Source organism: Gottfriedia sp. NPDC058432 (assembly GCF_042721555.1).
Classification (GTDB): domain Bacteria; phylum Bacillota; class Bacilli; order Bacillales; family Bacillaceae_G; genus Gottfriedia.
In genome coordinates this window covers 361,823-375,219 of record NZ_JBHXLC010000001.1, presented here as the reverse complement: position 1 = coordinate 375,219, position 13,397 = coordinate 361,823, and the positions used below count along the sequence as shown (strand labels likewise).

Here is a 13,397-nt window from a genome sequence, read left to right as displayed (position 1 = left end):
GAGAAAATTGAAAAATGGATAAAAGAAAAACACTTCGTTTTTTACGAAGTGTTATCGGATACCAAATAACTTTTTCACTTTAAAGAAAATGCTCTTTTCAGTTTCTAATGATTGTAATGGTACAGATTCCCCTAGCACTCTTCTTGCAATATTTCTATATGCAATAGAAGCTTTTGAATTTGGATTCATAGCTACAGGTTCACCACTATTAGTTGCTTTAATAACGTTTTCATCATCTTGGACAATACCAATTAAATCTACAGCTAACATTGAAGTAATTTCATCAACATCTAAGCTATCTCTATTTTCCATCATATGACTTCTAATACGATTGATTACTAGTTTAGGAGGTTCAATATCCTCTTGATCTAATAATCCAATAATACGATCTGCATCACGAATTGAAGAAACTTCAGGAGTTGTGACAACAATCGCCTTATCTGCACCTGCTACTGCATTTTTATAACCTTGCTCAATACCAGCAGGGCAGTCTATTAATATATAATCATAGTCCTTTTTTAATTCATCAACAAGCTCTCTCATTTGTTCAGGAGAAACAGCAGTTTTATCGCTTGTTTGTGCAGCAGGTAATAAATATAGGCATTCAAAACGCTTATCCTTTATTAGTGCCTGATGCGTTTTACAGCGACCTTCAACAACGTCCACTAAATCATAGACGATGCGATTTTCTAATCCCATGACAACGTCTAAGTTACGTAGGCCGATATCAGTGTCAATTAAACACACTTTTTTTCCAAACATCGCTAATGCTGTTCCTAAATTTGCTGATGTAGTTGTTTTACCAACTCCACCTTTACCAGATGTAATTACTATAGCCTCTCCCACAGTTACATCATGCCCCTTTCTAACCTTGTCAAACTAGGTCTAAGATGAGTCAGAAATTGTATGCGATCGACAATGATTTGGCTATCTTCGTTTATATACGCACATTCCATCTCATTGCCTTCATCACCATAATGATCCGGTGCTCTGTTCATTATGCTGCAAATTCTCAACTGCATTGGTCTCATTATTGATGCCGCAATAACTGCCTCCTTATTACCATTAAAACCGGCATGAGCAGTACCTCTTAGTGCACCCATAATAAAGATATTTCCACCCGCAATAACAGTTCCACCTGGGTTAACATCACCGATTAACAGTAAATCACCTTTCACTTGGAGAATCTGACCGGATCTTACCATTCTACAAATAGGTACAATTTCCTCCCTTTTCATCCATTCAATAGCGTCTTGCTTCGAAATTACATTACTTTCGATTGTTTCAACCACAAGATTATTCTTTTTACGAACAATTGAACGAATAATTTCATCTTGTTCAGGAGATAAAAAACGATTTCCTATTTTTAATCGAACTGCAAGTAAGGGACGATCATTGCTCTCAAACAAGTGGGTAGACAGTCTTTCTTCAATTTCATCTACTAAAATTTGAAAAGAACATGTATCATCGAGGTGCAGTGTTAGACCATCTTTCGTTCCTTTTATTGTAACATATTGTTGCCTCTGTTCCATGATAAGTGTTCACCCCGATTGTATAATTCGACATGCACCCGAAAAATCCTTTATTTTTCATCATTATTTTCACTAATCGTTCTTAATAATGATGAGAAAGGATATGCAAAAATTAATATAAATAGTGCATTCAGTAATAGTGTCGGAAATAATCGATGATTCATAAAGTATGTATTATTCATATTAGTAAATCCGAATAACGCATTTAATCCGTATACTAAATATTCTAAAGCCGCTGTCCATATTAAAACAAGAATACTTCGAACGAATAAATTCGCGTAAAGTATTTTAATTGCTTGACTTATTAAAAAGATAAATAACGGAAAAGCAGCTAAATATATACCTATAACCTCTGTATAAACAATATCATAAACGAATCCAAAGATAACACCATAAATAAGTGCCTTCTTCGGATTGTAATATAATGTAATAAATAATAAACCAAAAAATAAAAAATGTGGAACAATTATCGCATTATGACCAAGAATGTTTGGCGATACAGTTGATACATAAATGTTTTCTAATATAAACAGAAATGTTAAAAGGAGAGGTAAACCATACTTACTCATTTACTAATTACTCTCCTTTCTGTGGCTGATCAATTGAACGCTTAACAGCTAGTACATGATTTATGTCATTAAAATCTGCTTGCGGTTTAATATAAGCTGTTTGTGTTAGCCCATGTTCATCAGGCACAACTTCCTCAACTTTACCTATTGGTAGATTAGCTGGGAAAACACCACCAAGACCTGAAGTCACAACTATTTGTCCTTTTTTTACTTTTGCATTTGAAGGAATTCGTTTGAATAATAAAGCTTGCTTCTCAACATCATAGCCTTCTATCAAACCAAAAACCGTATCTTTTTCTTGAATTTTAGCAGAAATTCGATTTGTTCGATCTGAAGAACTTAATAATTGTACAGTTGATGAAAATTTAGAAACATTTTTAACTTTACCAATTAAGCCCTTAGATGTGATAACTGCCATTTCTTTTTCAATTCCACCTATAGATCCTTTATCAATAGTAATGATTTGTTGCCATTTATCAGGATCTCTTATTGTTACTGTTGCTTGGAATGTATCATAATCACTTAAACTTTTTTTGATTCCAATCGTGTCTTTTAATTCTTTGTTTTCTTTTTCTAATGCTTTCTCACGTACAGATAATTCAACATATTTATCGAGCTTACTTTTCAAAACTTGATTTTCTTCATATGTATCTTTTAAGTCCGCCATATTGTTAAATAAACCCGCAATAAGTTGTGCGGGCTTATTAAATACTTTTTCAGTCAAACTTACTGTATCTTTAATAAACTGCTCAGGAATGGAAAGGTTTCTATTACTTCTTAAAGAATAACCTAGAAGTGCCACTAATAAGATAATAGCAGCTAAGACAATCATTAAACGTTTATTTTGAAAAAATTGTGGCATTCTTACACCCTCTTATAACAATTCAACTTTTTTGTTCTAACGATTTCATGAATGTAATCCTCACTAATTGTAGTGAGGATTACAAATTTTAATTAATCTTCTTATTAAAGAACTTATTTGCTAGTTCAACTTTTTAGAAAACTAGCCAAATTTGTTTATTACCAATCAACCTTATCGATATGAAGTGCTTGAAGAAGAATAATTCTTTTTGAAAATATCGATATTATCTAATGCTTTACCTGTACCCATTGCAACACAGTCAAGAGGGTCTTCCGCAACTATTACAGGCATATTTGTTTCTTGAGCAATTACTTTGTCAATATTACGAAGAAGTGCTCCACCACCAGTAAGAACGATTCCACGATCAATAATGTCCGCTGCTAATTCAGGTGGCGTTTTCTCTAATGTATTTTTTACAGATTCAACAATTGCTTCTACTGTGTCACTTAAAGCTGCTGCAATTTCTTCTCCATGGATTGTAATTGTTTTAGGTAAACCTGAAATTAAATCACGACCACGAATATCCATTTGCTCATCTGAATCAGTTTTAATAGCTGAACCAATTTCAAGCTTTAACTGTTCGGCAGTACGTTCACCAATTGATAAGTTATAGTTCTTTTTAATATATTGGATAATCGCTTCGTCCATATCATCACCAGCAGTGCGAATCGATTGGCTAGTAACGATTCCACCTAATGAGATAATTGCAACCTCAGTTGTTCCTCCACCAATATCAACAACCATACTTCCAGTTGGTTCCATAACCGGTAAATTAGCACCAATTGCTGCAGCAAACGGTTCTTCAATTAAGAATGCATCACGTGCACCCGCTTGTCTTGTTGCATCAATAACAGCTCTTTTTTCAACAGCAGTAATGCCTGATGGTACGCATACCATTACATAAGGTTTACGTGAGAAAAATCCGTTACTCTTTTGAGCTTGATCAATGTAGTGTTTCATCATTGTTGCTGTTGTTTCAAAGTCAGCAATAACCCCATCTTTCATTGGTCTAGTTGCAACAACATTCCCCGGAGTACGACCAATCATAAGTTTTGCTGAACTCCCTACAGCAACAATTTGTTTCGTATCTGTTTTTAAAGCAACAACTGAAGGTTCTCTAACTACTATTCCTTTTCCTTTTACAAAGACTAAAGTATTCGCAGTACCTAAGTCTATTCCTAAATCACGAGTAAATCCACCTAATCCAAACATATGTATCTTCCTTTCTAAAACGTACAACTTTATATTTAAAGTATCTATACTATATTCTCTTATCGTTAGTAAATAACAGGTTTTTATCCATAACTTACATTATAAAACAATTAGCTACTAATGAACACCCTTAAACGTAACCTTTTTCTTTTAAACTGACGTACTTATGTTCACCAATTATGATATGGTCTAGTAATTCAATTCCAATTATTTTTCCACATTCAACTAATCGTTTTGTTACTTCGATATCTTCTCGACTTGGAGTTGGATCCCCACTTGGATGATTGTGTAAACAAATAATCGAGCTTGCAGATCTACGAAAAGCTTCTTTAAAAACTTCACGAGGATGGACAATTGAAGCATTTAAACTACCTTTAAAAATAGTTTCGCGGGCAATAACTTGATTTTTCGTATTTAAGTATAAACATACAAAATGCTCTTGTTCAAGAAATCGCATTTCATCCATCATAAATTTAGCACAATCATCTGGACTTTTAATCATAAATCTTTCGTCATATTGAAGTCGGTTAATCCTTTTTCCTAATTCAAAGGCAGCGATCAGCTGTACAGCTTTTGCTTCGCCGATTCCTTTAATATTTGATATTTCTTCAACGGAAGCACTCATTAATAATCTTAGTCCATCAAATTTCAATAAAAGTTCGTTTGAAACTTTTAAAACCGATTCATTTTTTGTCCCTGTTCTTAATAAAACCGCAAGTAAATCCTGGTTAGACAAACTTCCGGGACCAAATTTTAACAATCGCTCTCTAGGCCTTTCATCTTTCGGAAAATCTTTAATGAGAAGCGAATTTGGCAAAGTACCACCTCAAATCAAAAGTTAAAAATTTAGTTCATTTAGTTTTTTCTTAACTTTATTGATCGGAAGTCCAACAACAGAGTAATAGTCGCCGTCTATTTTCTCTACAAATGTACCACCATATCCTTGTATGCCGTAAGAACCAGCTTTATCCATTGGTTCGTTCGTATTGATATAATCAATTATTTCTTGGTCACTTAGTTCACTAAAGGTAATTTTTGTACATTGATAAAAACTACTACTTTTACCTTCATTAATAATTGAAACTCCAGTAAAAACCTCATGTGTTTTTCCAGATAGCATTTTTAACATTGCAAATGCATCTTCTTTTGAGGTAGGCTTACCTAGTTTTTTATCATTATAAGTAACGATTGTATCAGCACCTATTACGACTGCGTTTGGAAATTTATTGGATACATCTATTGCTTTTTCTTCCGCCAATTTCATTACAATCTCAGAAGACTGCAGGTTCTGCTCCATTACTTCTTCAACATCACTAGTTTCAATGATAAAAGGGATATTTAACATGCTAAGAAGTTCTTTTCTTCGAGGAGATGCAGAGGCTAATATAAGTTTTTTCATTTCATTCACCTATTATTTTTTTTTAAAAGGAAGGATACATGACTATCCTACCCAAGTAATCACTATAACACAAATTAGTAAAAAACACTTTTAGTTGTCTATTCGTTATTAAAATGTAATAAAATTGAAAGTTTTGTTAAGTATTAAAATACCCTAATAATAAAATTTCATTTTTAAATATTTTATGTCTAAATCCCGTCTTTTCAGAATAAAGTTTGCTTTAAATTTGAATAGATATAAATTACAATAAGAAATTTTTAATGATATATATTAATTTCTTTCATTTAATTTGTAATAAATAATACACAAACAAAAATATTTTGGCAGTATTTTCAAGTTGTAAAAAAGTCAATTAACTTACCAAGTTTTCGTAAAAGAGTAGAGTGTTGTTCATCAAAAAAAGTCTGCAATAAAGCCTAATCAAAAAGCCTTTACTTAGAGTATCCTACAGTTGTTTATTAATCAGATTGTAGGTCAATTACTATCGAATATTAATTAAACTAATCAATTAATACGCTATTCTATAAATTAGCTCATAATATTTTTAACTCCTGAAAAAAACATTACTAGTTTTATTAGAATCATAAAATTGCTCAAACATATTAACATTTACAACCATAAATAGATCATCCAAAAAATAAAAATTTCATTTCATCATTAATAAATGTCCACTTAAAGTACTTTTTCTCTATTGGCCGTTTTATTTCAACAAACTAAAATACACTAACAAAATTTAATTTGTCAGTGTATTTTTTTGTTCTTTTAATATTTTAAATAATGATAGCAAATCATCTTGGACTGATAGGGTTACTTTATTTAGATTTTGCTTACTACTTGAAGACATAACTTTTTCGATGTTTTGTAGATGCTTAAGTCCACTTAGTAATTGCTTATTTTTAATGTAATCTTTTTGTTTACTCAAAATTAACATCGTTGAGCTTATTTGTTCAAGTTGTTTCTCATTATTAAAGTTTTTTTCTGTTAAATACGATAACATAAAATTAAATGTTTCCACTTCAGCTTTATACATATCTACTGATTGTTTTGGGCCTTTGTAAACTTGCCCACCAACTGTTTCTTCTTTTAAATAAGTACTTTTTAATTTTTTCTTAACTTCATCTGCTAAAAACGTGCTATCTTTCCCACTCATTGCAATAATGACAAAGAATTTATCATTTTTTTCATAAATGACAGGGGTTAAGCCATTTGTAGATAATTCTTTTTCATTTTTCTTCGCTGATTCCATACTTTTATACATTCCAACTTGTGCCAAATCAACCTTCACCACTGGAATCTTCATTTGTACTTGAGTCGTTGCTGTACCAGAAACCGATACACTATTTTTTGTTGGGTTAAGTTTATCTGGCTTTGATTGTTTAAATATCCCTAAAAATACAAACCCAAAACATAGTCCTATTAAACTTGCACCTATTATCGAAATAATAATACTTTTCGAAGGTGACTTCTTTGTGAAAAAAGAAATCTTCTTTTTCACTTTCACCTTTTGCTCTGGCTTAATCTTTTTCTTCTTTTTAACATCATCTAAAACGATTACTTTTTTACCTAACCCATCAGGAGTTGGTAAAACCCAATCAAATTCCCCATCCTTCTCTACCTGATCTTGGGATGTCACGGCACCTTCTTCAAATGCTTTTTCCTCGCCATTAATTTTTATTGATATCTTTGAGGACTTGTCCATATGAATCCTCCTACTACTTTATTTTAAAACGTAAAAAAATACTAACATATAATTCCAGAAAAACACGCCGACATTTGTCGAGGACAACCAGGTATCGTGCAACAAAAAATTACAAAAAATTGCCCATTTCTTATCTATACAAAATAAAAACCACCGTAGGATTCCCGGTGGTTATTTGCTATACATTGCCACTTTATTTCTACCAGCATTTTTTGCTTTTGAATACATAGCTTTGTCAGCACATCGAATTAAGTCTGACGGTTCACTCGCCACAAATGGTGCAACTGCTGCACCTATACTTGCTGTTACTGTTAATTTAATCTTTTGATCTTCGTTAGTCATATGATTTGTTATGTAAAATGGAATAATTTCAAGCGATTTTCTAATTTCTTCTGCTAAATTATATGTTTCTCTTTCATTATGATTTACTAGTAGAACTGAGAATTCTTCTCCACCAAAACGAGCAACTAAACCAGATTGATTCACTACCATTTTAATTCGTCTAGCAACTTCTAATAATACTTCATTACCTGCTTGATGACCGTACATGTCATTCACTCTTTTAAAATAATCTAAATCAAGTAGAAGTAATGAAATTGACTTTATCCTGAATGTTTTCAAACGTTCAAATTCATCTTTTATTTTAGATTCGAGATATTCAAAATTATATAGGCCGGTTAAAGAATCAGTTTCACTTTTGATTTTTGTTTGTAAGTAAAACCTTGCATTTTCAATCGCAATTGCGAGATATAAAGCAAGTATTTCAATCAGCACTATTTGGTATTTTTTATAAGCATTTTTTTGTTCTGATGCTATTGTAAGTACACCAACTACTTCTTGATTTTTTATAACGGGGATTGATAATAAACTTTCTGCTTCTAAAAATATTAAATGATCATTTGTGTACCATTGTGATCGTCTATTAAAACTATATCTTCTTTTTTCAAAAAATACTTTTTCAGATATTGAGCCTTCATGCGTTTCAAAGTAAGGACAACTGAATATTTTTTCATCACATTTATTTTGAAAATACCTTTTTAATTTAAGCGATTTATCTTCAACTATAAATAAATTTCCATATGAAACTGGAATTAAAGTAGTTAATTGTTCAAAAAATTCATCGATTACTTTCTCTTCTTCCATTCTTTGAGACAGCTTTTGACTTATATTCATCGTTTTCTTTAAATATTTGTTCATATTTAAAGCAGAGGATAAAGAGTTTAAAATAATCATTAAAATAATATAGTAGATTGTTATGTAAATGATTGTAATATATCCTTTTGTCTCTAACATTAAATATAGACTTATTCCGATTGGATACATTAATAGATAAATAAACAAATCCCACTTAAATTCCCTATTAATCAATTTCATTTCTCTTTTATACAAGTAAATTGTAATAAAATAAATAACGATTTGATTAATCCAAAAAGATGTAAGTGTGTAAATGAGGATTGGAATTAAGTTACTCAATATTTCCTTAGTCCCGATAGGTTCAATCTTTCCTCCAACTAAATAATAAAGAAGCGCACTTCCAATGGAACAAAGTGCAAACATCATCGAATTAAGCGGCATTCGGTAGAGAGTTTTTTTTGTAATACTTAATCTTATATATAAAATTATATAGGCTAATTGACTAATTAAAAGTTCTGCAACTAAACCATATGATAAAAAAACTAATATTGAGATTCCGAAAATAAAAGAAAATGTAGCATCATTAATTTTAATTGGCATATTTGCTACAATTAGAAATAACGCGATTATAATCAAAAAACTCGAACGATCTATATCTCTAAGAGGGCTAACCAAATTAGCATAATAAATTATGATAGGCATTAGAACAATCCATGCGATCCAAATCAACCTATTACTATGCTTACTAATCAAGATTAAGGGCCCTCCTTTACAATTCTAAGCGAATTTTTTTAGCAAGTATCTTCTGACTACTGAGATAAAATATAAAGAACCGGTTATTAACAATATCTCGTTTTCCTGACTATCCTTTATAATCTTCTCTAATGCAGTAGATAAATCACTTTCATATTTTATATCGAGTGTATTAGCATTCGAAATTAACTCGTCTTTATTCATCGCTCTAGGAAAATCAAAAGTTGTCATTACAATATTATTTGTTATTTCTCGTAATTCTTTTAACATCTCTTCAACTTTTTTATCTTTTAAGGCAGAGAACAGAATCTTTATTTTCTTATCATGAAAATGGCTATTCATCGTCTCCACTAAACTTTGAATTCCTTCAACATTATGTGCGCCATCAATATAAATGACAGGATTAGATGCTATTTTTTCTAATCTACCTGCTTTATGAGCTATTTTTAATCCCCTTTTGATATTCTCTTCACTAAATTTCATCTCATATTTAGTTTGTAATAATTGAACAACACAAATTGCGCAAGAAGCATTCCTAATTTGATGTTGCCCAAGCATTGATAACTCAATATTTTCAATTAACTTGTCAATGCCATGGTAATTAAATTTTTCATTAAGTGAATCTTTCAAAGGAGAAGCAAAAAAATGCTTTCCATATTCAAAATAATCAGCTTCATTCTTGATTGCAGTATTTTGAATAATCGTTAAAGCTTTATCTTTCAATTCTGCTGTAACAATTGGAATTCCCTTTTTAATGATTCCTGCCTTGTGCTTAGTAATTTCTTCTATTGTTTCACCAAGAATTTGTTGATGATCATGGCCAATACTCGTAATAATACTAATTAAGGGTGTCATAACATTTGTGCAATCCTCTAACCCACCTAAACCAGCTTCTACTAAAAATATGTCTGGTTCTTTAATTTTACCGAAATAGTAAAAAGCCATTGCCGTAATGATTTCAAATTCAGTTGGAGCACCACAAGGTAACTGTTCAACTTCTTCAACAACTGGAATCATACAGTTTACTAGTTGAATAAATTCTTGTTCACTAATCATTTCACCGCAAAACATGATTTGTTCACGATAATCTAATATATATGGTGATGTAAAAGTTCCTACAGTATACCCTGCATCTAATAAAATACTTTGAAGAAACGTAATTGTTGAGCCTTTCCCATTCGTACCTGCGACATGAATTGTTTTAACACTTAACTGGGGATTTCCTAATCTAGCAAGCATTTCTTCCATTCTTTGTAATCCAGGTACAATGCCAAATTTTGTTCTGTTATACATCCATTTCAGAGCTTCCTCATATGTATTAACCATCATAACCCTACCTTTATAGTAAAAAACGACGAATCATTAACTCAATTCGCCGTTTTTATCTTACTAACTTTTATTACAGTCAATTAAATCAACTGCTTAAACTACTTATTTACTTAGTTCTGCAATTCGAGCTCTTACAGATTCTTGTTTTTCAAGATAATCTTTTTCTTTACGACGCTCTTCTTCAATAACTGCTTCAGGAGCTTTCGCTACAAATCCTTGGTTACTTAATTTCTTTTGAACTCGTTCAACTTCACTAGTCCATTTTTCTAATTCTTTCTCTAAACGTTTTTTCTCTTCTTCAAGATTAATTAATCCTTCTAGAGGAAGATAAAGTTCTGCCCCACTAATTACTGCTGACATCGATTTTTCTGGTGCAGTTAAGTTAGTAGAAATTGTTAATTCTTCTGGATTACAGAAGCGCTCAATATAAGAACGGTTTTCTTCTAATGCTGCTGCAATCGTTTCATCCTTTGCAGAGATCATTAGTTGAACTTTTTTGCTCATTGGCGTGTTTACTTCTGCACGAATATTACGAACTGAACGAATTAACTCAACTAATATTTTCATCGTTTCAGAAGCTTCTTTATTTGTTAATTCCTCTCTAACTGTTGGCCAAGCAGAAACTGTAATAGATTCACCTTGGTGAGGTAGAGATTGCCAAATTTCTTCAGTAACGAAAGGCATAAATGGATGTAAAAGCTTCATTGTACTTTCTAATACGTGTGCTAGAACTGAACGAGTCATATTTTTTGCATCTTCATTGTCACCGTATAAAGGAATCTTTGCCATTTCGATATACCAGTCACAAACATCGTCCCAAATGAAGTTATAAAGTACACGACCTACTTCACCAAATTCATAACGATCGATTAAAGCTGTTACACTTTCAATTGTTTCATTTAAGCGAGTTAAAATCCATTCATCAGCAACAGATTTTTCTTTCGTTAAATCAATATTTTCATATGTGAAACCTTCCATATTCATTAAAGCAAAACGAGAAGCATTCCAAATTTTGTTTACAAAGTTCCAAGTCGCTTCAACTTTCTCAATACTGAAACGTAAATCTTGGCCTGGTGAACTTCCTGTTGTTAAGAAGTAACGTAATGAATCTGCTCCATATTTCTCAATAACATCCATTGGGTCAACACCGTTACCAAGTGATTTACTCATTTTACGTCCTTGCTCGTCACGTACTAAGCCATGAATTAAAACATCGTTAAATGGACGTTTACCTGTAAATTCAATTCCTTGGAAAATCATTCTTGATACCCAGAAGAAAATAATATCATATCCAGTTACTAATACATTAGTTGGGAAATAGGCTTGGAAATCCTTACTTTCTTCATTTGGCCAACCTAAAGTTGAGAATGGCCATAATGCTGAACTGAACCAAGTATCTAAAACGTCGTTATCTTGATTCCAATTTTCAATATCAGCTGGTGGCTCTTGATTTACATAAATCTCACCAGTTTCTTTATGGTACCAAGCCGGAATACGATGTCCCCACCATAATTGACGTGAAATACACCAGTCACGAATATTTTCCATCCAACGTAGATACGTTTTTTCAAATCGATCTGGTACAAATTTTACGCTATCATCAGAATTTTGTAATGCTACTGCAGCATCAGCTAGTGGTTGCATTTTAACAAACCATTGAGTTGATAAATAAGGCTCAACAACCGCTCCGCTACGTTCACTATGACCTACAGAATGCATATGTTCTTCGATTTCAACAAGAACACCCATCTCTTGTAAATCTTTAACGATTTGTTTACGGCATTCAAAGCGATCCATACCATTGTATTTTCCTGCTTTTTCATTCATCGTCCCATCTTCATTCATTACAAGAATGCGAGGTAAGTCATGACGGTTTCCAACTTCAAAGTCATTAGGGTCATGAGCAGGAGTAATTTTTACAACTCCAGTACCAAATTCCATATCAACATAATCGTCAGCAATAATTGGAATTTCACGATTAACGATAGGAAGTGTAACTGTTTTACCAACCATTGATTTATATCTTTCGTCCTTTGGATGAACCGCAATTGCAGTATCTCCAAGCATTGTTTCAGGACGAGTAGTTGCAATTTGAATGTTTCCAGTTCCGTCTGTTAATGGGTATTGCATATGGTAGAATGCACCTTGAACATCCTTATAAATAACTTCGATATCTGATAAAGCTGTTTTTGTTGCTGGATCCCAGTTGATGATATATTCACCACGATAGATTAATCCTTTTTTGTATAGCTTAACGAATACTTCTTTTACTGCATCTGATAGACCTTCATCTAATGTGAAGCGTTCACGAGAGTAATCTAAACCTAAACCGATTTTTTCCCATTGAGAACGAATATGAGAAGCATATTCTTCTTTCCACTCCCAAGCTTTTTCTAGGAATTTTTCACGTCCTAAATCATATCTTGATAAGCCTTCTTCACGTAATTTTGCTTCAACTTTTGCTTGTGTAGCAATACCAGCGTGGTCCATACCAGGTAAATAAAGTACATCATAACCTTGCATTCGTTTAGTACGAGTTAAAATATCTTGTAATGTTGTATCCCATGCATGACCTAAGTGTAATTTTCCAGTTACGTTTGGTGGAGGAATTACGATTGTATATTTTGGCTTTTCTGATTCCACTTGTGCTTCAAAGAATTTCCCATCTAACCAAAATTGGTAACGATCTTTTTCAACTAAATTTGGATCATATTTTGTTGGTAATGATTTTTTTGTAGTTTCCATTCGGATTCATCTCCTCTAATAATTATTGAAAAATAAAAAAACTCCACTCATCCTTGAAAAGGACGAATGGAGTTGAATTCGCGGTACCACCTTTTTTTGTCAGAAAAAACTTGTGTTTAGCTGACACACTTAAAAAAGATAACGGATCATCCGGTAACTTCTA

11 protein-coding genes and 1 other annotated feature (1 of these 12 cut by a window edge) are annotated in these 13,397 nt (G+C 32.2%); all 11 genes read right to left on the bottom strand.

Annotated elements, in window-relative coordinates; genetic code table 11:
• Positions 1-51 precede the first annotated feature (51 nt).
• On the bottom strand, positions 52-846 hold the full coding sequence (gene minD, locus ACFWM3_RS01895) for a septum site-determining protein MinD (protein ID WP_056472557.1): 795 nt from the start codon (positions 844-846) through the stop codon (positions 52-54).
• Between the two features lie 2 nt (positions 847-848).
• Positions 849-1,535: a septum site-determining protein MinC gene (gene minC, locus ACFWM3_RS01890; RefSeq protein WP_056472554.1), complete on the bottom strand. Its 687-nt coding sequence runs from the start codon at positions 1,533-1,535 to the stop codon at positions 849-851.
• Positions 1,536-1,582: 47 nt separating this feature from the next.
• The gene (gene mreD / locus ACFWM3_RS01885; RefSeq protein ID WP_390309901.1) at positions 1,583-2,101 is read right to left on the bottom strand and encodes a rod shape-determining protein MreD; all 519 of its coding nucleotides are present in this window, start codon (positions 2,099-2,101) and stop codon (positions 1,583-1,585) included.
• 7 nt (positions 2,102-2,108) lie between these two features.
• Complete coding sequence (gene mreC / locus ACFWM3_RS01880) at positions 2,109-2,963, bottom strand: rod shape-determining protein MreC (RefSeq protein ID WP_390309900.1); 855 nt, start codon at positions 2,961-2,963, stop codon at positions 2,109-2,111.
• A 171-nt stretch (positions 2,964-3,134) separates the two neighbouring features.
• Entirely contained in the window at positions 3,135-4,175 is a 1,041-nt protein-coding gene (locus ACFWM3_RS01875) for a rod shape-determining protein (RefSeq protein WP_390309899.1), read from the bottom strand.
• Positions 4,176-4,305: 130 nt separating this feature from the next.
• Positions 4,306-4,992 (bottom strand): RadC family protein, encoded by a 687-nt coding sequence (gene radC / locus ACFWM3_RS01870; protein ID WP_056472543.1) that lies wholly within the window; start codon positions 4,990-4,992, stop codon positions 4,306-4,308.
• Positions 4,993-5,013: 21 nt separating this feature from the next.
• Complete coding sequence (locus ACFWM3_RS01865) at positions 5,014-5,574, bottom strand: Maf family protein (protein WP_056472540.1); 561 nt, start codon at positions 5,572-5,574, stop codon at positions 5,014-5,016.
• Positions 5,575-6,307: 733 nt separating this feature from the next.
• The gene (locus ACFWM3_RS01860; RefSeq protein ID WP_390309897.1) at positions 6,308-7,273 is read right to left on the bottom strand and encodes a hypothetical protein; all 966 of its coding nucleotides are present in this window, start codon (positions 7,271-7,273) and stop codon (positions 6,308-6,310) included.
• Between the two features lie 171 nt (positions 7,274-7,444).
• The gene (locus ACFWM3_RS01855) at positions 7,445-9,160 is read right to left on the bottom strand and encodes a diguanylate cyclase (RefSeq protein ID WP_390309896.1); all 1,716 of its coding nucleotides are present in this window, start codon (positions 9,158-9,160) and stop codon (positions 7,445-7,447) included.
• 24 nt (positions 9,161-9,184) lie between these two features.
• Complete coding sequence (locus ACFWM3_RS01850) at positions 9,185-10,486, bottom strand: bifunctional folylpolyglutamate synthase/dihydrofolate synthase (protein ID WP_390309894.1); 1,302 nt, start codon at positions 10,484-10,486, stop codon at positions 9,185-9,187.
• Between the two features lie 105 nt (positions 10,487-10,591).
• Positions 10,592-13,234 carry a valine--tRNA ligase gene (locus ACFWM3_RS01845; RefSeq protein WP_390309892.1) on the bottom strand — a complete coding sequence of 881 codons (2,643 nt, stop codon included), beginning with the start codon at positions 13,232-13,234 and terminating at the stop codon, positions 10,592-10,594.
• Positions 13,235-13,289: 55 nt separating this feature from the next.
• Positions 13,290-13,397, bottom strand: a binding site (T-box leader) (it continues 128 nt past the right edge of the window).

Bases quoted from the DNA above. Each gene is read 5' to 3' on its own strand.
- mreD (WP_390309901.1), bottom strand. From the start codon at position 2,101: ATGAGTAAGTATGGTTTACCTCTCCTTTTAACATTTCTGTTTATATTA.
- mreC (WP_390309900.1), bottom strand. From the start codon at position 2,963: ATGCCACAATTTTTTCAAAATAAACGTTTAATGATTGTCTTAGCTGCT.
- ACFWM3_RS01875 (WP_390309899.1), bottom strand. From the start codon at position 4,175: ATGTTTGGATTAGGTGGATTTACTCGTGATTTAGGAATAGACTTAGGT.
- ACFWM3_RS01865 (WP_056472540.1), bottom strand. From the start codon at position 5,574: ATGAAAAAACTTATATTAGCCTCTGCATCTCCTCGAAGAAAAGAACTT.
- ACFWM3_RS01860 (WP_390309897.1), bottom strand. From the start codon at position 7,273: ATGGACAAGTCCTCAAAGATATCAATAAAAATTAATGGCGAGGAAAAA.
- ACFWM3_RS01850 (WP_390309894.1), bottom strand. From the start codon at position 10,486: ATGGTTAATACATATGAGGAAGCTCTGAAATGGATGTATAACAGAACA.
- ACFWM3_RS01845 (WP_390309892.1), bottom strand. From the start codon at position 13,234: ATGGAAACTACAAAAAAATCATTACCAACAAAATATGATCCAAATTTA.